This window comes from Bradyrhizobium sp. (assembly GCF_035935975.1).
Classification (GTDB): Bacteria; Pseudomonadota; Alphaproteobacteria; order Rhizobiales; family Xanthobacteraceae; genus Bradyrhizobium.
In genome coordinates this window covers 61613-82625 of record NZ_DASYWN010000012.1, presented here as the reverse complement: position 1 = coordinate 82625, position 21013 = coordinate 61613, and the positions used below count along the sequence as shown (strand labels likewise).

Genomic DNA, 21013 nt, shown 5'->3' with positions numbered 1-21013 from the left:
GAGCAGGAACGGCTGCCTCGCCGCTCCACCCCCTGCCTATGCGGGCCGATTGGTCACCGACAAGATCGTCGCGGTCATATTGCTCGTTTCCACGAACACGCGTGGCCGAATGTCGGATCGGCGTCGTTTATCCGGTCATCTTCGCCCATGACGCCCGCTCGGAGTCGACCATAAAATCGCGCGTGATCGGCACCGCATCGCGTTTGGTCGACAGCAGCATTTGAAACACCATGTGAGAGCCATGAAGGAATTCGAGTTCGACGGCGGCAAGATAGAATTCCCACATCCGGCAGAACCGTTCGTCATACATCGCAGCAGCCCGGGCTCTATTTTTGGCGAAGCGCTCCCGCCAGTGCTTCACTGTGTAGCGATAATGCAACCGCAGCACTTCCATGTCGTCGCACCACAGACCGCAGCGCTCCGTGGCCGCGAAGGTCTCGGATAGCGCCGGAACATAGGCACCAGGAAAGATGTATTTGCGGATGAAGGGGCCGGTGGTGCCGGGCTGCGACATCCGGCCGATGCAATGGATGAAGGCATAGCCGTCAGGCGTGAGAAGCTCGCGGATCTTGAGGAAATACTCGTCAAAATGTCCAGTGCCGACATGCTCCATCATGCCGACCGAAACAACCCGGTCAAACTGGCCGGTGAGTTGGCGGTAATCCAACTCGCGAAAGACGACGCGATCGGAAACGCCAGCGGCCTCGGCATGAATGCGTGCTGCCTTGATCTGCTCGGGCGAAACATTGACCGCGGTGACTTGGGCACCGGTCTCGCGCGCCAGATGAATGGCGAAGCCGCCCCAACCTGAGCCGATCTCGGCGACAGTCATGCCGGGCCTTAATTGTAGCTTGCTGGTGGCATGGATAAGCTTGTTGCACTGCGCCTGTTCCAGCGTTTCACGCTCGGGGGCGCGAAAATATGCGCAGGAGTACTGCATCTGATCGTCAAGGAACAGACGGTAAAGTTCGGTCGAGATGTCGTAGTGGTGGCGGGCATGAGCGGCGGCGAGCCCGATCGGATTGGCCTGATGCCAGCGGCGCATGCCACGCCACAACCGCCGCATCAGCTTTTGTGAGCCATAGGAGTAAAGCCCGGCGCGGTTGACCGAGAACAGCAGCAGAAAATCATGGATCGCGGCACCGTTTTCCAGGGTCAGTCTGCCGTCCATGTAGGCCTCGGCAGCATATAACTCCGGATTGATGAATAGCTTGGTATAGAGCCTGCGATCGTGGAGGTGAATGGCGACGTCGGGCCCGGGCAGGAGTTCGCCGAAGACATGGACCCTCCCCTCGGCGTCGCGCACGCGTAGGGTGCCCAGACGGATGAAGCGTCGGAGCAGATTGGACAATAAACGCACCTGGCAGCCCTCCATGCTCGCCGCGAGTGTTGTAAGAAGGAGGTTCCACGGCGCCCGTCTCGGGTTTTCAACGGGCGTTGGGTTACGTCTAAAGACGTCCTATCCCTCTCTCTTGGTCAGCTTCTTGAGCGTGGCAATTTGTCGGAAGAAGTCTTTCATCGGCTGAGCAGGGCTTCCAAGAATTTTAGCACCCGGAGCCACATCCGAAATGACGCCCGCTTGCGCTCCGATCTCCGCACCTTGACCGATCCGAAGATGCCCGGCCATGCCCGCTTGCCCCCCGACGCGCACGAAATCATCAAGCACAGTCGAACCCGAAATGCCGACTTGGGCGACAATCACACAACACCGGCCGAGGATCACGTTGTGGCCAATCTGCACCAAGTTATCGAGACGGGAGCCCGCGCCGATCACCGTATCTCGAGATGATCCTCGATCAATTGTCGTATTGGCCCCAACTTCAACATCGTCTTCTAGAATTGCCCTGCCAAGCTGCGGAACCGATACAAATCCATCCGTTGTGGAGGCGAATCCGAACCCCTCCTGACCGACTCGCGCGCCGGGATAGACGCAGACTCGTGCTCCTAGAATCGCATGGCTCAAGCTCACATGTGCGCCGATCCGACAGTCACGCCCCACGATCACGCCGCTTCCGATCAGCGCGCAGGGGCCGATCCGGGAGTTGGGTCCTATCTCTGCTCCGGCTTCGATGACAGACAGCGGTCCAATCTCCGCCGACGGATCGACGATAGCTCCCTCTGCGACTATGGCGGATGGGTGGATACCGGGAGAAGCCGGCGGAACGGGATAGAACAGTGCAGCGACACGCGCCCAAGCAGCGTACGGGTCTGTCGTTACGATCGCCACCGTCCTGACCGGCACTCGCCCTGCCATATCGGGATGCACAATTACGGCACCGGCCAATGTCCGACCGAGTGCCGATGCATAACGCCGATTGTCTAGAAAGCTTACTTCGTTGGGGCCAGCTGTCTGCAGGGGGGCCACGCCTTCGAAGATCAGATCGCGTTCGTCAGCAATTCCGCCTGCGACTCCCGCAACAACAGCAAGGGGATACGGCCCACTCCGGCGAAAGAATCTTGCGTTGCCCGCGGTTGCTTCGACCATATCCCATTCCTTGTCAGGGCTTCCTCGGGACATCTTCTGTTGTTTTTGGAACAGCGAGTCGCTCCGACCATTATTGACTTAGATCAAGCATAGGTAGGACCGCCAGGCGGCCCATCCTCGTCTATCCTCCTGCAGGCCGGGCGCTTATCGCCGAGTCGCCAGCACAGAGACCATCGAGCGTTGGGTGTCCATGGGCGTAAATCGAAGTCCCGCAGCGGGGGCGCCGAACGTCAACGACCATATGCGCCGGATCTAGTATCCTTCCCCCCAGCGATACTGCCAGGCCACGCCGACGGCGCTGAACTGGCTGCCGGTGCGGGTCGTGACTCCGGTGCTGGCCGAAAGCTTCAGCGAATTGTACCGGTCAATGGGCAGAGCGAGGGTAGCCCCGACCCGCGAATTTGCCTGCTCGTTGTCGCTCTTCACACCATTCAGGGCGGTGCGGCCGCCTGCAAAGTACAGCCCGTCCAGCGCCATCCATATGCCGGATTGAAAGTTATAGAGGATATGTCCTTGCACGGCATAGATCGGTGCCTGTGAGAAGGTATTGCCAACGAAGAAATCCCTATTGTCGGTGAAGAATGTCACGCTGGGCGCAATCTCGAAGGTCCATGGACCCCACGCCTTGGAGAGTCCCAGTTCTGGTTTGAATGACCAGCGATTGCTGCCGAGGTTGAGAAGCTTACTGTCGTCGTACTGCCCCACCGGCGCGAAAACCTGAAGGCTCACCCCGACGATCAGATCCTGCTTGTAGCTCGCGAACTCCTTCACCGAGAGCGCCGGCGCTCCAAGCAAATTGACCGAGACGCGAAATCGTGGATCGCCCAGCCCCGATATCTCACGCTCGCGAGGCTGGCCATCCACGAAACCTTGCGCCGAGAACGACGACGCTGGCACGGTGACATCGAATTTGGCCGACTTGCCCGCGAAATCAAACGACCTTTGATAGGCGAGAAGCCCGGTACTGGAACCGAAATTTGCGTCCGCGACCGCAAGGTTCGGGTCGAACGCCAGCTTACCCTGGGAATAGACGTAGCCCGCGACGAGGAAATTCATTCCGACAGGTGCGTTCGAGTACAGCCGTGGTTCCGCCTCCTGGGCGTTCGCATCTGCGCCCACCAGCACGCACGCGGAAACTCCAAGCGCGAAGTAGCCGGGCAACCGCCTCGGGATGATTGACTTTGGCGGAGTACGGAGCCTCTCACTCGTCATGGGTGCGCCACCGTCTATTGTTCACCGACCAGGCCATGCACCCAGAGCGGGGTGCTGCGAGATTGCAGGTAACAATGTCAACTCGTCTTACCCATACAACGGGTTTCATCTCGTCGGAAGGATATCACCTGCAAAGAGACGTGGGTGGCTACTCATCTCGCTGGTCGGCCAGCCAATCAAGAATGCAGTGTGCGGGATAAGCTGCCGCGGCAGATGCGGGTTGATGGTGCCCGCAAATACAGCCAGGCCCTCGTCCAGCTTGGCACGCGCACGTTCTGGTTTCGCGGGGGCTTCGCCTTCTCGGCAACCCGCCTCGTTCATGCACCGCGAAAGTGACATACCAAGTAGGCGGCATCTTCCACCCGGCCCGTCGCCCGAGAATGCTCGGCGTCAGCTTTCCTGTCTGGGAAGCTTCGGCTCGGCCGCCGCTCGGACATTGATCTAACTCAAAGGTTGAATGGCCAGCGGTGGCAGCGTGTTGGGGGCACTGTCTCCACAGCAGCGTCCGACCATCCACCAGCGGTGTGTCGCCGCCGCCGTACGGCTCAATGCCAGATGGCGCGCTGTCGGTAGGGAGGGAAAATGAGACGTGCCATGCTAGCGATTCTGATGTTTGGAATGTTCGGGGCGCGCGCCGAGGTCGTGGCCGCCCAGTGCTTGTCCCTATACATTTCCGAGATCAACATTGTGTCGGTGGCAGATACGGACGCTGGCAATGTTCAGACTTATGTCGGTTTCGGAAGCACGAAGGAAGAGGCGGAGAAGAACGCCTTGGGCGCCTGCTCGCATACCAGGTTCGACCTGGAGACTTGCTTGGAATCAGATCGCGTCTCGGGCAGCAACTCGAATTCCGCCGATAACTCGCTGCATCTCAAGTACATGAAGGCGGCGAAGCGCATCACCGGTTGCAGCTAGAACGTAAGTTCGTAGCAAGAACGAGGTTCCGCGGAACGCGCTTCCGAAGCTCGACGCACCGATGCTCTACGTCGAGAGGACGCGCCCGGCGCGAGCTTGTCGCCGCGCGGAGCCTGCATTGGCGTATCGCACTTCACGATGATCTGAAAGTCGTTGTGGAGACCTGGCGCTATACTCATGTCGGGGCAGGTCGTCCGTCATGTGCGGGCAAAGAACGTGTCCGACAAGCCAGGAAAGGGCATCTTTGCCGGAACTGGTCCGCTGATCGCGCTGGCGATCGCGGCGGGGATGTTGCTCAACATGGGCGATCCCACCTCGGCGCAGTTCTTCAGTTTCGGCGGATTTCAGCAGCGGCCGCAGCCACAACGCGGCGGCGGCTGGTTCGGCGGCGGCTGGTTTGGTAACGACATGTTCGATCCGTACCAGCAGCGCGCGCCTCGGTGGGAAAGGCGGCAACCCCCACCGCCCGTGCGCGAGGATTTCTCCAGGGCGCCGGCGCCGGCGAAGCGCGACACCATCCCGGAGCGCAATGTGCTGGTGCTCGGCGACGCCATGGCCGACTGGCTCGCCTATGGACTTGAGGACGCCTACTCCGAGCAGCCCGAGATGGGGGTGATCCGCAAGCACAAGACAATCTCTGGCCTTATCAGATATCAGCCCAAGGGGGAGCCGGCTGACTGGGTCGCGGCCGCCAAGGGCATTGTTGCGACCGCGAAGGTCGACGCGATCGTCGTCATGCTCGGCATCAGCGACCGCGTCCCTATCCGCGAGCCTGTGATCGAAAACAAGGACGACAAGAAGGGCGAGAAGAAAGGCGACGAGAAGCACGCGCTCCCAAAGCCCGACGCCAAACACGGCAAGGCTGGCGCGGCCAAGGCAGACGACAAGGCAGACGACAAGTCCGTCGCTGGCGAATTGTCGCCCGATGACGCAGACGCGCCTGCGGCGCCCGAGAAGACCGCGCGTTCGGCGAACGGCCTCCATGAATTCCATGACCAACGTTGGATCGAGCTCTACACCAAGAAAATCGAGGAGTTGAGCAGCGTCCTGAAGAGCAAGGGCGTACCGGTGTTGTGGGTCGGGCTGCCCGCGATCCGTGGCCAAAAAGGCACCGCGGACATGCTGTTCCTGGATGCGCTGTACCGGCAAGGTGCCGCTAAGGCCGGCCTCACCTATGTCGACGTCTGGGACGGCTTTGTCGACGAGGCGGGCTTCTTCCTGCAGAAAGGTCCAGACTTTGAAGGCCAGATCCGCCAGCTACGCACCGCTGACGGCGTCTATTTCACCAAGGCCGGCGCGCGCAAGCTCGCGCATTATGTCGAGCGCGAGATTACGCTGCTCTTGGCCCCGCCGTCGGCGCCGATCGCGCTACCGAGCGAGCCGGCGACGCCGGACGCGAATGCCGTGCCCGGCCAAGCGGGGCCGCGGCCGCTGGCGGGTCCGATCGTGCCGCTGGCGGCGCCGTCGTTCGACACAGATCAATTGCTCGGCGGTCCGGGAACGCGGCCTGCGGCGGTCGACGCGCTCGCCGCGCGCATTCTCGTGAAGGGCGAAGCCCTCAATCCTCCGCCCGGCCGCGCTGACGATTTTACCTGGCCGCGCCGCGAGGTCGGACGCGACCAGGTCGATGGTGAGACGCCAGTGGCATCGGCATCGCCCAATGGCTCGCGCGACGCTTACGCCCAAGCGGCAGCGCCGGCCTCGCTAAAGTTGAAAAAGCATCGGCCTCGCTTCAATCGACCTTGATGTTCGCGGCCTTGATGATCGGCCACCATTTGGCGATCTCGGCCTTCTGGCGGCTGCCGAGCGCTTCGGGCGTGAGCTGGTCCTGCGGCGTCATCTCCAGGCCCTGGCTTTCGAGCTGCTTCTTCACGGCGGGATCGTTCAGCGCCTCCACGGCCGCGGCGTTGAGCTTGGTGACGATCTCCTTCGGCGTGCCCTTCGGCACCCATAGGCCCGACCACAGCGTCATGTTGAAGCCCTTCAGGCCCGCCTCCTCCGCGGTCGGAATCTCCGGCGCCGAGGCGAGGCGCTTGTCGTCGGTGATGGCGTAAGCGCGGATCGTGCCGGCGCGGACCTGGTTGATGGAGTTGGAGGTCTGGTCGACGATGACGTCGATCTGACCGGCGATGAGATCGTTCAGCGCCGGCGCGGTGCCGCGATACGGCACGTATTGCAGCTTGATGCCGGAGACGCTCTCGAAATAAACGCCGGCGATGTGGCTGCCTGAGCCCGCACCGGCGGTCCCGGCGGTCGGCGGCGACGGCCGCGACTTCAGCCATTCGATCAGCTCTTTCAGCGAGGTCGCGGGCACCGCGTTCTTGCTGACGACGATCATCGGATTGCTCGGCAGCAGCACCACCGGCTCGAGGTCGGCGACGAGATCGTATTTGAGCTTGTAGACGGCGCCGTTGGCGACGTGGGTGCCGAGATGGCCGAAGGAGATGGTGTATCCATCCGGCGCCGATTGCACGGCGCGGCCGACACCGATCGAGCCGCCGGCGCCGGTGACGTTCTCGATCACCAGGGGCTGGCCGAGCGTGACGCGCATCCGCTCGGCGAGCACGCGCGCCATCGCATCCGACGGGCCGCCGGCCGCGAACGGCACGATGATGGTGACGGGGTGCGAGGGATAGTCCTCGGCGCGCGCGGCGCCGGTGACAGCGAGAATACCGATCAGCCCGGCCCAGATGGCCTTCTTCATTGTCTTCTCCCCAACGATGTCGTTTTTGTTTTTGTCTCTTCTCGCGTACGGGAAGAGGGCTCGTTCGTGAAGAGACGAAATGACGCGCTAGAACTGCGAAAAATCGATCGGCTTGTGGCGATCCAGCGTGCGGGTGACCGGCGGCAGCGGATATTTCAGGCCGGTGGCGCAGTTGAACAGCATCACGCGGTCGGTCTTGCTGACGCGGCCGTCGGCGAGGCTGTCCTTGTAGGCGGCGTAGGTCGCGGCGCCCTCAGGGCAGAGCAGCAGCCCCTCCTCGCGCGCGACCTCGTTCAGCGCCGCCGAGATCTTGTCGTCGTCGACCGCGATCGCAAAACCCTTGCTCTCGCGCACGGCGCGCAGGATCAGGAAGTCGCCGATCGCCTGCGGCACGCGGATGCCCGAGGCGATGGTGTGGGCGTCCTCCCAGCGCGTCGCATGCTCGGTGCCAGCGTCGTAGGCCCGCACCATCGGCGCACAGCCCGCGGCCTGCACCGCGACCATGCGCGGGCGCTTGCTTCCGATGAAGCCGATCTTCTCGAGCTCGTCGAACGCCTTCCACATGCCGATCAGGCCGGTGCCGCCGCCGGTTGGATAGAAGATCACGTCGGGCACGTCCCAGCCGAGCTGCTCGGCGAGTTCGAGGCCCATCGTCTTCTTGCCTTCGATCCGGTACGGCTCCTTCAGCGTCGAGGTGTCGAACCAGCCGACTTTTGCTTTCCCCTCGCCGACGATCTTGCCGCAATCGTCGATATAGCCGTTGACGCGGTAGACGGTGGCGCCCTGCAGCTCGATCTCGCTGACATTCACCTCGGGCGTGTCGGCCGGGCAGAAGATCGTGGTCTTGATGCCGCAGGACGTGGCATAGGCCGCGAGCGCCGCACCGGCATTGCCGTTGGTCGGCATCGCCATGTGCTTGATGCCGAGCGCCTTGCCCATCGACACCGCCATCACGAGGCCGCGCGCCTTGAACGAGCCGGTCGGCAGCCGTCCCTCGTCCTTCACGATGATCTCGCCGCCGCCGAGCTTCTTGCCGAGCTTGGGCAGCCGGATCAGCGGCGTCGTGACTTCACCGAGCGAGACGATGTCCTTGCATTTGCGCACTGGCAACAGCTCGCGGTAGCGCCACATGTCGCCGGGCCGCTGGCTAAGCGCATCCTTGGTCAGCGCCTTCTTCACGCCGGCGAGGTCGTAACGGACCAGCAGCGGCTTGCCGGCCTTGGAGAGGTTGTGGACCTGGTCGGCGGCATAATGATCGCCCTCCATCGCGCATTCGAGATGGGTGACGAAGGTCGGGCGCTCGATGGTCAGGTTGTCGTTGTCGTGCATGGGTTCATTCCCTCTTGTTGTTGTGGTTTCTGCTTCAAACCGCGGTTCGCCTCGTCATTGCGAGGAGCGAAGCGACGAAGCAACTGTTTCCGCGGATAAATTCTGGATTGCTTCGCTTCGCTCGCAATGACGGCGGCGGTCAGATGTTCAAGACGCGTCCATACGCATCCAGCACGGCTTCCTTCATCATTTCCGACAGGGTCGGATGCGGGAACACGGTGTGCATCAGTTCCTCTTCCGTCGTCTCCAGGTTCATGGCGACGACATAGCCCTGGATCAGCTCGGTCACCTCAGCGCCGACCATGTGGGCGCCGAGCAGCTGGCCGGTCTTCTTGTCGAAGATGACCTTGACCAGGCCCTGGTCCTCGCCGAGCGCGATCGCCTTGCCGTTGCCGACGAAGGGGAAGCGGCCGACGCGGATCTCGCGGCCGTTCTCCTTGGCCTTGGCTTCGGTGAGACCCACTGAAGCAACCTGCGGATGGCAATAGGTGCAGCCCGGGATCATGTTCTTGTCCATGGGATGCGGATGCAGGCCTTTGATCGCCTCGATGCAGATCACGCCCTCATGCTCGGCCTTGTGCGCGAGCATCGGGGGTCCCGCGACGTCGCCGATCGCGTAGATGCCGGGAACGTTGGTCTTGCCGTAGCCGTCGATCACGATGCAGCCGCGGTCGGTCTTCACGCCGAGCTTTTCGAGGCCGAGATTCTCGATATTGCCGACGACGCCGACCGCCGAGATCACACGCTCGAACTCGGTGGTGACGGGCTTGCCCTTGCCGTCGTCGATGGTGGCGACGACGCTGTCGGCCTTCTTCTCGAGCTTCGTCACCTTGGTCGAGGACATGATCTTGATGCCCTGCTTCTCCAGGCGCTTGCGGGCAAGGCCCGCGATCTCGGCGTCCTCGACGGGCAGGATCTGCGGCAGCACCTCGACGACGGTGACGTCGGAGCCCATGGTGTGGAAGAACGAGGCGAATTCGATGCCGATCGCGCCGGAGCCGACCACCAGCAGCGACTTCGGCATCCGCTCCGGGACCATCGCTTCGAAATAAGTCCAGATCAGCTTCTTGTCGGGCTCGAGGCCGGGCAGCACGCGCGGCCGCGCGCCGGTCGCCACGATGATGTGTTTGGCCTGATAAGCCCCCTCGCCCAGCGCGCCCTTCGGCGCCTCGACGTCGGACTTCTTCACGGTGATCTTGCCGGGGGCGTCGATCGAGGCGGCGCCCCAGATCACGCTCACCTTGTTCTTCTTCATCAGGAAGCCGACGCCGTCGTTCAGCCGCTTGGAGACGCCGCGCGAGCGCTGCACCACGGCCTTCGGATCGAACGAGACGTTGTCGGCCGACAGGCCGTAATCCTTGGCGTGCTGCATGTAGTGATAGATCTCGGCCGAGCGCAGCAACGCTTTCGTCGGGATGCAGCCCCAGTTCAGGCAGATGCCGCCGAGATAGGATTTCTCGACGATCGCGGTCTTGAAGCCTAGCTGGGCGGCGCGGATCGCGGTGACATAGCCGCCGGGACCGGAGCCGATGATGATGACGTCGAAGGATGTATCGGCCATGGCGGCTCCCGTTCAACTCAAGCGGTCGTTGCGCCGCGGGCGCGGCGATTGAGGATATAAGTTCTGATCAGCCATTCCGCGAGAATGACCGCTGCCATGACGGCGAAGATGATGAGCGCGATCGGCGCCCAGATGTTGCGCGACAGCGCCTCACCGGCAAAGAAGGCGGAATAGACGATGTCGCGGCCGAGCGGACTGAGCGTGAGGATCAGCGAAACCAGCATCGAGATCCAGGGCCAGCGCGTCGTCATGCGCCATCTCAGACCATCATCATGACGGGATTTTCGATGAGCTGCTTGAACGCACCGATCAGCTCGGCGCCGAGCGCGCCGTCGATGGCGCGGTGATCGCAGGACAGGGTCACGCTCATCATGTGCGCGATCTCGATCTTGCCGCCGCGCACGACGGGCCTCTCCTCGCTGGTGCCGACCGCAAGGATGGTCGCATGCGGCGGGTTGATCACGGCGGTGAAGTGGCTGATGCCGTACATGCCCAGGTTGGACACGGCAGTGGTGCCGCCCTGATACTCTTCCGGCTTCAGCTTGCGCGAACGGGCGCGCGCGGCAAAATCCTTCATCTCGTTGGAGATGGTCGAGAGCGTCTTGGTCTCGGCCTTGCGGATGATCGGCGTGATCAGGCCGCCCGGCATCGCCACCGCGACGCCGACGTCGGAATGGTGGTGCTTCACCATGCCGGACTCGGTCCAGCTGACGTTGCAGTTCGGGATCTTCTGCAGCGCCACCGCCATCGCCTTGATGACGAAGTCGTTGACCGAGATCTTGTAGAGCGGCTTCTTCTCCTTGTCCTTCGGCGCGGCGGCGTTGATCTCCTCGCGCGCGGCGAGCAGCTTGCCGATGTCGCAGTCGATGGTCAGGTAGAAGTGCGGGACGTTCTGGATCGACGCGGTCAGGCGCTGCGCGATGGTGCGGCGCATGCCGTCATGCGGGACGATGTCGTAGGAGCCGGGCTCGAACAGCGACAGGATCTGCTTGTCCGACATGGTCGGCGCGATCGAGGGCGCGCCTGACGGCGCAGCAGCAGGCGCCTTGAGGCCCTTGCCGGACTTGGCCTGCTCGACGTCGCGCGCGACCACGCGGCCGTGCGGGCCGGTGCCGGTGACCATGCCGACGTCGATGCCGGCTTCCTTGGCGATGCGGCGCGCCAGCGGCGAGGAGAATACGCGGCCGGCATGGCCGTTGCTCTGCGCGGCCGGGGCTGCGGCCTGCGGCGCAGGCGCTGCGGCGGGAGGCGCAGCCTTGGGAGTAGCCGGCGCCGGAGCAGCAGCGGGAGCTTCAGCAGCCTTCGGCGGCGCAGCCGAAGCGCTGGGCTTGGCACTGCCTGCGGCTTTCACGTCCTCGCCTTCGCCGGCGAGCACCGCGATCACGTCATTGACCGGGACGTCCTGCGTGCCCTCGGGCACCAGGATCTTGGCGATCGTGCCCTCGTCGATGGCCTCGACCTCCATGGTGGCCTTGTCGGTCTCGATCTCGGCGATCACGTCGCCGGATTTGACCTTGTCGCCTTCCTTCTTCAGCCACTTGGCGAGGTTGCCCTTCTCCATCGTCGGCGAGAGAGCGGGCATCAGGATGTTGATGGGCATGCTGACCTCAAGAAGAACTTTGCAAGAATTCGTCTCCGACAGCGAAGACGAACAGACCAGGTTTAGTTGCCGATGTCGCCCTGCCACAGGCGCTCATTGGCAGGGATGGAACGCCAATTCTTCATCATGGCGATGGAGCGGTCGTCGGCAAGATCGATCCACGGGATGCCGAACTTGTCGAGGATGTCCTTGGATCCCTCGAAGGTGACGGATTCCCCGATCACCACCAGCTTCACCTTGAACAGACCGAGCGCGCCCGCGCACATCGAGCATGGCGATAACGTCGTGTACATGACGGTGTCGTGGAACGAGATCGCGCCGGCTTCGCGCAGGCAGCTCATCTCGCCATGCAGGATCGGATTGTTCTCTTGCACGCGGTTGTTGTGGCCGCGGGCGACGATCTTGTTGTCGCGCGTCAGCACGGCGCCGATCGGCAGGCCGCCCTGTGCGATCGAGGCCTCCGCTTCGCGGATCGCCTCGAGCATGAAATCGAAGTGATAGGATTCGATCGCCACAGTCAGTGCCCCTTCCCGCGCGGCGTCGTGGTGCCGGTATCGGTCGGACGCTCGATCTCGGCCTGGAACATCTCGAGGATCCGGTTCAGCGCGTCCTCCTCGGTATACTCGCTCTCGCGCGCATAGGCGCGCGCGGCGTGACGGGCGAGATCGACCAGCAGCAAGCCCCACATATCGGGCTCCTCGAAGGCCCGCTGGAACGCCATCGACAGCCCGCCGTCCAGCACGAACACGCGCAGGATCTCGACCGCGTCTTCGCGGGTCATGACGTCGGGCGGTAGTGGCTGCTCCTTGGGGCCCGCCATGATCTACCTGTAGCAGACGGCTTTGGCGGCCTCGACCACTTCAGCCGCCGAGGGCAGCGCGAGCTTCTCCAGGTTGGCCGCATAAGGCATCGGCACGTCCTTGCCGGAGACGCGCGCGACCGGCGCATCCAGATAGTCGAAGGCGTTCTCCATGATGCGCGCGGCGATCTCGGCGCCGACGCCGCTCTGGGCCCAGCCCTCTTCCACCGTGACGGCACGGCCGGTCTTCTTGACCGAGTTGACGATGGTCTCGGTGTCCATCGGACGCAGCGTCCGCAGGTCGATCACCTCGGCCTCGATACCCTCCTTGGCCAGCTCATCGGCGGCCTTGAGGGCATAGGTCATGCCGTTCGACCAGGAGATCAGGGTGACGTGGCTGCCGGAGCGCACGATGCGCGCCTTGCCGATCGGAATCACGAAATCGTCGAGCTTGGGCACCTCGCCGGTGTGACCGTAGAGCACCTCGTTCTCGAGGAAGATCACCGGATTGGGATCGCGGATCGCAGCCTTGAGCAGGCCCTTGTAATCGGCGGCCGAGAACGGCGCGACGACCTTGAGGCCCGGGATGTTCGAGTACCAGGCCGAGTAGTCCTGGCTGTGCTGGGCGGCAACGCGCGCAGCGGCACCGTTGGGCCCGCGGAACACGATCGAGCAGCCCATCTGGCCGCCGGACATGTAGAGCGTCTTGGCCGCGGAGTTGATGATCTGGTCGATCGCCTGCATGGCGAAGTTGAAGGTCATGAACTCGACGATCGGCTTCAGGCCCGTCATGGCAGCGCCGACGCCGACGCCGGCAAAGCCGTGCTCGGTGATCGGAGTGTCGATGACGCGCTTGGCGCCGAACTCCTGCAGCAGGCCCTGCGTGACCTTGTAGGCGCCCTGATATTCGGCGACCTCTTCGCCCATCACGAAGACGTCGGCGTCGCGGCGCATCTCTTCGGCCATCGCGTCGCGCAAGGCTTCGCGGATGGTCTGGGTGATCATCTCGGTGCCTACAGGCACTTCCGGATCGGGCTCGGCGACCGCCTGCGGTGCGGGCGCAGCCTTCGGCGCGGGCGCTTCGGCCTTTGCAGCGGCGGGCGCGGCAGCCTCAGCAGCCGGCTTCGCCGGCGCGGGCGCCTTGGCCAGATCCGCGGCGCTCTCGCCGTCGGCGAGAATGGTCGCGATCGGCGTGTTCACCGCAACGTCGGCGGTGCCCTCGGGGATCAGGATCTTGCCGAGCGTCCCCTCATCGGTCGCCTCGACCTCCATCGTCGCCTTGTCGGTCTCGATCTCGGCGATGACGTCGCCAGACTTGATCTGCTCGCCCTCTTTCTTCAGCCACTTGGCGAGGTTGCCCTTTTCCATCGTGGGCGACAGCGCGGGCATCAGCACTTGAATTGGCATATCGACTCCAAAAGAAAGCTTGCGCGCGTTCAGCGGTAAACGTCGGTCCAGAGCTCGGCGGCTTCCGGCTCGGGATCATGCTGGGCAAAGTCGGCAGACGCGTTGACGATGTCGCGCACCTCGGCGTCGATCGCCTTGAGATCGGCCTCGCTGACCTTGGCCGCCAGCAGGCGATTGCGCACCTGCTCGATCGGGTCCTGGTCGTGGCGAACCTTCTCGACCTCCTCGCGCGTGCGATATTTTGCCGGGTCGGACATCGAGTGGCCGCGATAGCGGTAGGTCTGCATTTCCAGGATGAAGGGGCCCTTGCCGGCGCGGCACCAGGCCGCCGCCTCCTCGCCCGCCGCCTTGACGGCGCGGACGTCCATGCCGTCGACCTGCTTGCCGGGAATGTTGAAGGACACGCCGCGTTTGGAGAAATCCTGCTGCGCCGAAGCGCGCGAGACGGCGGTGCCCATGGCGTAGCGGTTGTTCTCGATGACGTAGATCACCGGCAGTTTCCAGAGCTCCGCCATATTGAAGCTCTCATAGACCTGGCCCTGGTTGGCCGCGCCGTCGCCGAAATAGGTGACGCTGACATTGTCGTTACCACGATAGTGGTTGGCGAAGGCCAGACCCGTGCCGAGCGAGACCTGCGCACCGACGATGCCGTGGCCGCCGTAGAAGTGCTTCTCCTTGCTGAACATGTGCATGGAGCCGCCCTTGCCCTTGGAATAGCCGCCGCGGCGGCCCGTGAGCTCGGCCATGACGCCGTTGGCGTCCATGCCGGTGGCCAGCATATGGCCGTGATCGCGATAGCCGGTGATGATCTGATCGCCCTCCTTGAGGGCCATCTGCATGCCGACCACCACCGCTTCCTGGCCGATATAGAGATGGCAGAAGCCGCCGATCGCACCCATGCCGTAGAGCTGGCCGGCCTTTTCCTCGAACCGCCGGATCAGGAGCATCTCGCGGAGCGCCTTGAGCTCCTGCTCCTTGGTGAATTCCGGGGGCGAGCCGCCGTCGGTCTTGTCCTGTACAGCGCCTGCGGCGGCTTTCTTGGGTGCGGCCATGGGAATTCCGGGTCAGAGAAAACTTCAGCCCTCTCTAACCCAAGTCAAACGCCCTTGGAAAGCACCGCGGCGACATGGCACGACTTTCATTATGCCGCACTGCAACGTGATGGAAACTTTGCAAAACCTTTAGGCTTGATCAGGCAACTTTAGCTCACCCGCCAGCGATGGTGGCGCGCGCCGCCACCGCAACGAAATTCGGACACGGATATCGAGGGTCCAAAGACCCTGCGTGTCCGAATCGCCGTGCTGCCTACCAGCCCAGCTCGCGCAAATAAGCTGCGCGAGCGGCAACGCCGGTATGCGTGAAATCGCTGAAGACGCCGTCGACGCCAAGTCGGAAAAATTTGAGATATTCAAGGCTGGGGTCGCCGCGATAGTCGGCAGCGAGATATTTCATCTCGTTCCGGAACGTGAAGACGTGGACGAACAGGCCGAGCTTGTGCGCGTCGGTGACGAGGCTGGTCGCGTCCTGCGTCGAGGCCTCCGGCGTCGACCCCTTGTAGGGCGTGCCGTCGGCATTGCTGTCCTTCCACGGCGCGATCTTGAGCGGAACGATATAGGCCTTCCACGGACCGATGCCGTCGGCATAGGTCTTGATCTCGGCAAGCCCCTCCGGCGTCAGCATCGCATCGTAGAGGCGCGCATCGCCTGCAACCGTCCAATCGAACGGACGCGAGCTCGTGATGTTATTGAGCAGAACCTTGCCGGTTTTGAAGTCGATGCCGTTGCCGTCGATCAGCTGGACCTGCCGTGTCTGTAGGCCATGGCTGCGCATATATTTCAGGCTGCCGGGCTCGAAGCTCTGGACCAGGATGGGCGCGTCCTTGGTGTTGAGGCCGTTGTCGCCAATGATCTTGATGAGGGCATCTTCGAGCGGGCGGCTGCCGGGCGCGCCACAGCCATTGGCGATTGCCTGGGCATTGTTCCAGGTCGGGTTCTTGGTCTCGGGGTAGACGAGGATCGAACGCCCGGTCTCCTTGCTCCTGGCCTTGGCGATGTCGATGACGTCCTGGAAGCTGATGATCGGCAGCTTGCCGTTGAACACCTTCGGCCGTTCGTTGGCGGCGTCATAGGTGGTGCCGCCGATCAGGGTCTTCAGCTCGGCCATGGTGAAATCGGAGATCGACCAGTCGTTGGTGTGGTCCTCGCCGTCCACGATCAATGACTTCAGCACCGATTTCGGATCGGCGGGATCGGTGAGATCCGTCAGGTAATCGGCAGGTGCGCTCGGCGAAGCCGGCGCCTTGACGCGCACGCCGGGCACCGTGCGCTTGCGCGCAGCCACCGACGTATTGGTCTTCGCCACCTCGGCAATATTGGTGTTGTCGCTCAGCCAGGGATTATGGCGCACGACCAGGACGCAATCCTTGGTCAGGTGCAAATCCTCTTCGAGCGCGTCGGTCCCGACGGCAGCAGCAAGGTCATACGAAGCCTCGGTCTCCTCCGGCACCAGTCCCGGCAGGCCGCGATGTCCGAGGACCAGCGGCGCCTTGCCATCGACGGTCAGGAAGGGTTTTGCGCCTGTTGGCGCCGCAGCGGTCTGTGCGAAGGCCATCGACAGCGGGAGCACCGCGGCACCGAGCAGCATCGCTCCAATAGACATTGTCCGCCGCAAATGAATGTTCCGCATCGCCAAGCCTCCGTCTTTGGCTGGCATCGTCTCGAACGCCAGCAGCGCCGAACCCGAATGGGTGCGGCGCTGCCGTCTTGTCCGAAGACTCTGACAGATGGATGACGATGGAGCGGGCGCGCTCATCCGCCCGATCACATCTTCGATCAGAAGAAGCCGAGCTTCTTCGGGCTATAGCTGACCAGCAGGTTCTTGGTCTGCTGATAGTGATCGAGCATCATCTTGTGGGTCTCGCGGCCGACACCCGACTGCTTGTAGCCGCCGAACGCCGCATGTGCGGGATAGGCGTGGTAGCAATTGGTCCAGACCCGGCCGGCCTGGATGGCCCGGCCGAAGCGGTAGCAGCGGTTGGCATCGCGGCTCCAGACGCCGGCCCCGAGGCCGTAGAGCGTGTCGTTGGCGATCGCGAGCGCCTCGTCGTCGGTCTTGAAGGTCGTGACCGAGACGACGGGACCAAAGATCTCCTCCTGGAAAATCCGCATCTTGTTGTGGCCCTCGAACACCGTCGGCTGGACGTAGAAGCCGCCCGAGAGATCGCCGGCGAGCTCGGCGCGTCCGCCGCCCGCGAGCACCTTGGCGCCCTCCTGCTTGCCGATGTCGATATAGGAGAGGATTTTCGCGAGCTGCTCGCTGGACGCCTGCGCGCCGATCATGGTGTCGGCGACGCGCGGATCGCCCTGCTTGATGGCGGCGACGCGCTTGAGCGCCCGCTCCATGAAGCGGTCGTAGATGTCGGCATGGACCAGCGCCCGGCTCGGACAGGTGCAGACCTCGCCCTGGTTCAACGCGAACATGACGAAACCCTCGATCGCCTTGTCGAAGAAATCGTCGTCCTCGGCGGTGACGTCGCTGAAGAAGATGTTCGGCGATTTGCCGCCGAGCTCCAGCGTGACGGGAATGAGGTTCTGGCTGGCATATTGCATGATCAGCCGGCCCGTCGATGTCTCGCCGGTGAAGGCGATCTTGGCGATGCGCGGGCTGGAGGCGAGCGGCTTGCCGGCCTCCAGGCCAAAGCCGTTGACGATGTTGAGCACGCCGGGCGGAAGCAAGTCGCCGATGATCTCGGCCCAGACCATGATCGAGGCCGGGGTCTGTTCGGCCGGCTTGAGCACCACGCAATTGCCGGCGGCCAGCGCCGGGGCAAGCTTCCAGCACGCCATCAGCAGCGGGAAGTTCCAGGGGATGATCTGGCCGACCACGCCGAGCGGCTCGTGGAAATGATAGGCGATGGTGTCGTGGTCGATCTCGCCGATCGAGCCTTCCTGCGCGCGCACCACACCGGCGAAGTAGCGGAAGTGATCGATCGCGAGCGGCAGGTCGGCGGCGCGGGTCTCGCGGATCGGCTTGCCGTTGTCCCAGGTCTCGGCCACCGCGAGGCGCTCGAGGTTCTCCTCCATGCGATCGGCGATCCGGTTCAGGATAGCGGCGCGCTCGGCGACGCTGGTGCGTCCCCACGCGCCCTTGGCGGCATGCGCCGCGTCGAGCGCGGCCTCGACGTCCTGCGCGTCGGAGCGCGCGATCTTGCAGACGATCTGGCCGTTCACCGGCGAGGCGTTGTCGAAGTACTTGCCGGCGATCGGCGCGGTGAACTTGCCGCCGATGAAATTGTCATAGCGTTCGGCGAAGGGGCTTTGCGTGACGCCGAGGAATTCCACCTTGTTCATTGCTCACTCCCGATGTTGATGTTTGCGCGATCCGTCGTGTGTTCACGACTTGCGCCAACGATCTCGCGGGAGATGATTTCTGTCAGCCCTGGCGGGAGCGATGGCCGGGCGGGAGTGTCGCAGTTCTGCGACAGTCGATTGGGCGAGGCAGCAGCCAGATGGGATGTTCGGAGCATCCACATCGTCATTGCGAGCACAGCGAAGCAATCCAGACTGCCCCTGTGGAGAGATTCTGGATTGCTTCGTCGCCAGCGCAAAATTGCTTCGCAATTTTGTCGCGGGCTCCTCGCAATGACGGCTGGGGAGGCTCAGTGTCTGACGTCGAACCGCTTCAGCTTCCGGTGCAGCGTGGCGCGGCTGACGCCGAGCGCTTTTGCGGCGGCCGACACGTTGCCGCCGGCGCGGAGCAGCGCACGCTGCAGCACGGCACGCTGGCCGCCGGCAAGGTGGTCATGCGCGGTGTCGCCGCCGAGCAGGTCGGCCGCGGGCACCGGCTGCAGCGCCCTGCCCGGCGCGATCCCGAGACCCGCCCGCGCGGTGCGGGTCGCGCCGATCACGAGATCGTCCGCATCGACCGCGACGAGGCCGATGGACTGGCCGTCCGGGCCTTGCGTCAGCACGATGCGGGCATGGGCGAAGGCGCGGCGGAACAGGTCGGCCTCGATGCGCTTTGCCGCCTCGCCTGCCGCGAGCGCGATCAGATTGGCAAACGCGTCGGTGCGGTCGGCCCGGCAGGAGGAGACGTCGAGCACGCCGGTAAAGGCCGCCTCATGGTCGTAGATCGGAACCGCGGTGCAGCTCAGCAGCGTGTTGCGGGTGAAGAAGTGCTGGTCGCGGTCGATCGTCAGCGGCCGCTGCTCGACGACGCAGGTGCCGATGCCGTTGGTGCCCTCATGCTCCTCGCTCCAGAGCGCACCGGTCCACAGGCCCCAGGATTGGAACGTCGCATCGTCCGCCGGCGTGCCGCGACGGTCGACCGGAACCCCCTCGCCGTCGGCCAGCAGCACGCAGCAGCCCGCAGCACCGACCGCCTGATAGAGCCGGTCCATGGCGCCTTGCGCGGCTGCCAGCAGCGGCGCGATGCGGTCGCGGGCCGCGCGCAGTTCCACCTCGGTCAGCCGCTGCGGCAGGCCTCGGCCAGAGGGGTCGAGATGGTGCAATCGGGAGGAACGGCGCCACGAGGCCACGAGCGCGGACCGGGCCGCCTGGCCTGATGCAATGGCGGCCTCGACACGGGCCGCGTGATGCTGGGGGGCTTGCCCATTCATCACCGTTTCCTCCGGGTGGCAATCTAGGACGTGCCGGCGCCGCCCGATTGATCTCCGTCAATCCTGGGTGCAGCGCGCCCGACCAGCCATGCCCTCGCAGGCGCCGCGCCGTCAAGGCGGCACAGCGGCGGCGAGCTTGCAACCTTCGGCGTGACGACGAAAGCAGGCAGCCGGTCGCGACGCCGGCTTTCGGTCTCGGTTTCGAAACGCGCGGAAACGCTAGTTCTGGGGAATCATCCGGACGAGATCGCGCGGATTGACATAGTCGAGCTGGAACCGTGCGCGCTCGTCGAGCATGTCGGGATCGATCCGCGCGGAACGCAGCAGCGAGACGCGCTGCTCGCTCCGGGCGCGCTCGCGCTTGAGCTGCGCCAGCTCGCTGGTCAGCGCGATGATCTCCTGGTCGAGTTCCTGGCGGGCGTTGAGGCCGTATTTGCCGGTATAGGCGTTGACTCCGAAATAGCCGACGATGGCGGCCGCCATCGCATAGAGGGCAAGGCCGGTCAGGATCGATTTCAGGCGCGCGCGGGAGACCATCCTGGGAAGATGGGACAACTTGGTTAAGGGAGCGCTAACCCGCCTGCCACCAATCGTCATGCCCGGGCTTGTCCCGGGCATCCACGTTCTTCGCTACCGCGAGCCAAGACGTGGATGGCCGGGACAAGCCCGACCATGACGGAGTATTTTTGGCCTCAGCCGTGGTGCTTCGCGACGTGCGCCGCGAAGGCGTCGACATACGCCTGGAGCACGCCCTTCAGCGAATCCTTGGCGAGGTTGCCGTCCGCATCGAAGGCGTCGCCGACGGCGTTCAGGTAGGTCTCGGGCTGCTGCATGATCGGGCCGGTGATGCCCGGCAGGATGTTCTGCAGCGTCTTGGCGGCGCTGACGCCACCGAGCGGGCCCGGCGAATTCGAGATGATTCCGACCGGCTTGCCGTTGAACGAGCTCTTGCCATAGGGGCGCGAGGCGACGTCGATGGCGTTCTTCAGCGCGCCCGGGATGGCGCGGTTGTATTCGGGGGTCACGAAGATGACGCCGTCGGACTTCTGCAGCTTCTCGCGGAAGGCCAGCCAGTCGGCGGGCGGCGCGCCCTCGAGGTCCTGGTTGAAGAACGAGATGCCCGCGGGGGTGACGACCTCGAGCTTGAGCGAGGCCGGCGCGAGCTTTGCGAGCGCGTTGGCGATCTTCAGCGAAAAGCTGTCCTTGCGAAGGCTGCCGGCGATCACGACGATGTTGTAGGCCATGGAATGTCCTTGAGGGCTTGAGCGGGAGTGCCGGGCGGCACTTAAACGATCCGGATCAATGGATGCAAGTGCATGAACCGGTCCGGTTTGGAAACGCTGCGTTTCTGGAAAGCAGATGGTGGAGCCTGTAGCCCGGATGG

General features: G+C 63.8%; 19 protein-coding genes. 2 read left to right on the top strand and 17 right to left on the bottom strand.

Annotated features, from left to right (window positions below; all coding sequences use genetic code 11):
* Positions 1-127: 127 nt before the first annotated feature.
* From VGR99_RS05560 to VGR99_RS05550, 3 genes are all read right to left on the bottom strand, one after another.
* Entirely contained in the window at positions 128-1360 is a 1233-nt protein-coding gene (locus VGR99_RS05560; protein WP_326897307.1) for a cyclopropane-fatty-acyl-phospholipid synthase family protein, read from the bottom strand.
* 99 nt (positions 1361-1459) lie between these two features.
* Positions 1460-2485, bottom strand: coding sequence for a UDP-3-O-(3-hydroxymyristoyl)glucosamine N-acyltransferase (lpxD, locus tag VGR99_RS05555; RefSeq protein WP_326897306.1), 1026 nt, complete (start codon positions 2483-2485; stop codon positions 1460-1462).
* 252 nt (positions 2486-2737) lie between these two features.
* The gene (locus VGR99_RS05550) at positions 2738-3610 is read right to left on the bottom strand and encodes a transporter (RefSeq protein WP_326897305.1); all 873 of its coding nucleotides are present in this window, start codon (positions 3608-3610) and stop codon (positions 2738-2740) included.
* Between the two features lie 681 nt (positions 3611-4291).
* Here VGR99_RS05550 and VGR99_RS05545 point away from each other — a divergent pair.
* Positions 4292-4612: a hypothetical protein gene (locus tag VGR99_RS05545; protein ID WP_326897304.1), complete on the top strand. Its 321-nt coding sequence runs from the start codon at positions 4292-4294 to the stop codon at positions 4610-4612.
* A gap of 216 nt (positions 4613-4828) precedes the next feature.
* A complete protein-coding gene (locus tag VGR99_RS05540) occupies positions 4829-6358 on the top strand; it encodes a DUF459 domain-containing protein (protein ID WP_414645088.1) in 1530 nt (509 codons plus the stop codon).
* Here the strand turns inward: VGR99_RS05540 and VGR99_RS05535 are convergent.
* The 14 genes from VGR99_RS05535 to VGR99_RS05470 all read right to left on the bottom strand — a co-directional run bounded on the left by VGR99_RS05535 (position 6345) and on the right by VGR99_RS05470 (position 20873).
* Positions 6345-7316 carry a tripartite tricarboxylate transporter substrate binding protein BugD gene (locus VGR99_RS05535; RefSeq protein WP_326897303.1) on the bottom strand — a complete coding sequence of 324 codons (972 nt, stop codon included), beginning with the start codon at positions 7314-7316 and terminating at the stop codon, positions 6345-6347. The two genes, VGR99_RS05540 and VGR99_RS05535, sit on opposite strands and share 14 nt — an antisense overlap.
* A gap of 87 nt (positions 7317-7403) precedes the next feature.
* On the bottom strand, positions 7404-8645 hold the full coding sequence (locus VGR99_RS05530) for a threonine synthase (protein WP_326897302.1): 1242 nt from the start codon (positions 8643-8645) through the stop codon (positions 7404-7406).
* A gap of 139 nt (positions 8646-8784) precedes the next feature.
* Positions 8785-10206, bottom strand: coding sequence for a dihydrolipoyl dehydrogenase (gene lpdA, locus VGR99_RS05525; protein WP_326897301.1), 1422 nt, complete (start codon positions 10204-10206; stop codon positions 8785-8787).
* Positions 10207-10223: 17 nt separating this feature from the next.
* Positions 10224-10457 (bottom strand): hypothetical protein, encoded by a 234-nt coding sequence (locus tag VGR99_RS05520; protein WP_326897300.1) that lies wholly within the window; start codon positions 10455-10457, stop codon positions 10224-10226.
* 8 nt (positions 10458-10465) lie between these two features.
* Complete coding sequence (locus VGR99_RS05515) at positions 10466-11806, bottom strand: pyruvate dehydrogenase complex dihydrolipoamide acetyltransferase (protein WP_326897299.1); 1341 nt, start codon at positions 11804-11806, stop codon at positions 10466-10468.
* 62 nt (positions 11807-11868) lie between these two features.
* Positions 11869-12321 carry a nucleoside deaminase gene (locus tag VGR99_RS05510; protein WP_326897298.1) on the bottom strand — a complete coding sequence of 151 codons (453 nt, stop codon included), beginning with the start codon at positions 12319-12321 and terminating at the stop codon, positions 11869-11871.
* A 2-nt stretch (positions 12322-12323) separates the two neighbouring features.
* Positions 12324-12626 carry a DUF5076 domain-containing protein gene (locus VGR99_RS05505; RefSeq protein ID WP_092181243.1) on the bottom strand — a complete coding sequence of 101 codons (303 nt, stop codon included), beginning with the start codon at positions 12624-12626 and terminating at the stop codon, positions 12324-12326.
* 3 nt (positions 12627-12629) lie between these two features.
* On the bottom strand, positions 12630-14012 hold the full coding sequence (locus VGR99_RS05500) for a pyruvate dehydrogenase complex E1 component subunit beta (protein ID WP_326897297.1): 1383 nt from the start codon (positions 14010-14012) through the stop codon (positions 12630-12632).
* Positions 14013-14041: 29 nt separating this feature from the next.
* On the bottom strand, positions 14042-15064 hold the full coding sequence (pdhA, locus tag VGR99_RS05495) for a pyruvate dehydrogenase (acetyl-transferring) E1 component subunit alpha (RefSeq protein ID WP_326897296.1): 1023 nt from the start codon (positions 15062-15064) through the stop codon (positions 14042-14044).
* Between the two features lie 253 nt (positions 15065-15317).
* Positions 15318-16670, bottom strand: coding sequence for a glycerophosphodiester phosphodiesterase family protein (locus VGR99_RS05490; protein ID WP_326897295.1), 1353 nt, complete (start codon positions 16668-16670; stop codon positions 15318-15320).
* A 173-nt stretch (positions 16671-16843) separates the two neighbouring features.
* Entirely contained in the window at positions 16844-18361 is a 1518-nt protein-coding gene (gene adh, locus VGR99_RS05485; protein WP_326897294.1) for an aldehyde dehydrogenase, read from the bottom strand.
* A gap of 308 nt (positions 18362-18669) precedes the next feature.
* Complete coding sequence (locus VGR99_RS05480; RefSeq protein WP_326897293.1) at positions 18670-19629, bottom strand: helix-turn-helix domain-containing protein; 960 nt, start codon at positions 19627-19629, stop codon at positions 18670-18672.
* Between the two features lie 219 nt (positions 19630-19848).
* Entirely contained in the window at positions 19849-20166 is a 318-nt protein-coding gene (locus tag VGR99_RS05475) for a septum formation initiator family protein (protein ID WP_326897292.1), read from the bottom strand.
* 155 nt (positions 20167-20321) lie between these two features.
* Positions 20322-20873, bottom strand: a complete 552-nt coding sequence (locus tag VGR99_RS05470) for an NAD(P)H-dependent oxidoreductase (protein WP_326897291.1) — start codon at positions 20871-20873, stop codon at positions 20322-20324.
* Between the last annotated feature and the right edge of the window lie 140 nt (positions 20874-21013).

Excerpts from the sequence above, each read along its gene's own strand:
- lpdA (WP_326897301.1), bottom strand. The coding sequence starts at position 10,206 with ATGGCCGATACATCCTTCGACGTCATCATCATCGGCTCCGGTCCCGGC.
- VGR99_RS05500 (WP_326897297.1), bottom strand. The coding sequence starts at position 14,012 with ATGCCAATTCAAGTGCTGATGCCCGCGCTGTCGCCCACGATGGAAAAG.
- VGR99_RS05470 (WP_326897291.1), bottom strand. The coding sequence starts at position 20,873 with ATGGCCTACAACATCGTCGTGATCGCCGGCAGCCTTCGCAAGGACAGC.
- adh (WP_326897294.1), bottom strand. The coding sequence starts at position 18,361 with ATGAACAAGGTGGAATTCCTCGGCGTCACGCAAAGCCCCTTCGCCGAA.
- VGR99_RS05505 (WP_092181243.1), bottom strand. The coding sequence starts at position 12,626 with ATGGCGGGCCCCAAGGAGCAGCCACTACCGCCCGACGTCATGACCCGC.
- VGR99_RS05515 (WP_326897299.1), bottom strand. The coding sequence starts at position 11,806 with ATGCCCATCAACATCCTGATGCCCGCTCTCTCGCCGACGATGGAGAAG.
- VGR99_RS05545 (WP_326897304.1), top strand. The coding sequence starts at position 4,292 with ATGCTAGCGATTCTGATGTTTGGAATGTTCGGGGCGCGCGCCGAGGTC.
- VGR99_RS05475 (WP_326897292.1), bottom strand. The coding sequence starts at position 20,166 with ATGGTCTCCCGCGCGCGCCTGAAATCGATCCTGACCGGCCTTGCCCTC.
- VGR99_RS05535 (WP_326897303.1), bottom strand. The coding sequence starts at position 7,316 with ATGAAGAAGGCCATCTGGGCCGGGCTGATCGGTATTCTCGCTGTCACC.
- lpxD (WP_326897306.1), bottom strand. The coding sequence starts at position 2,485 with ATGGTCGAAGCAACCGCGGGCAACGCAAGATTCTTTCGCCGGAGTGGG.
- VGR99_RS05490 (WP_326897295.1), bottom strand. The coding sequence starts at position 16,670 with ATGTCTATTGGAGCGATGCTGCTCGGTGCCGCGGTGCTCCCGCTGTCG.
- VGR99_RS05530 (WP_326897302.1), bottom strand. The coding sequence starts at position 8,645 with ATGCACGACAACGACAACCTGACCATCGAGCGCCCGACCTTCGTCACC.
- VGR99_RS05520 (WP_326897300.1), bottom strand. The coding sequence starts at position 10,457 with ATGACGACGCGCTGGCCCTGGATCTCGATGCTGGTTTCGCTGATCCTC.
- pdhA (WP_326897296.1), bottom strand. The coding sequence starts at position 15,064 with ATGGCCGCACCCAAGAAAGCCGCCGCAGGCGCTGTACAGGACAAGACC.
- VGR99_RS05480 (WP_326897293.1), bottom strand. The coding sequence starts at position 19,629 with ATGAATGGGCAAGCCCCCCAGCATCACGCGGCCCGTGTCGAGGCCGCC.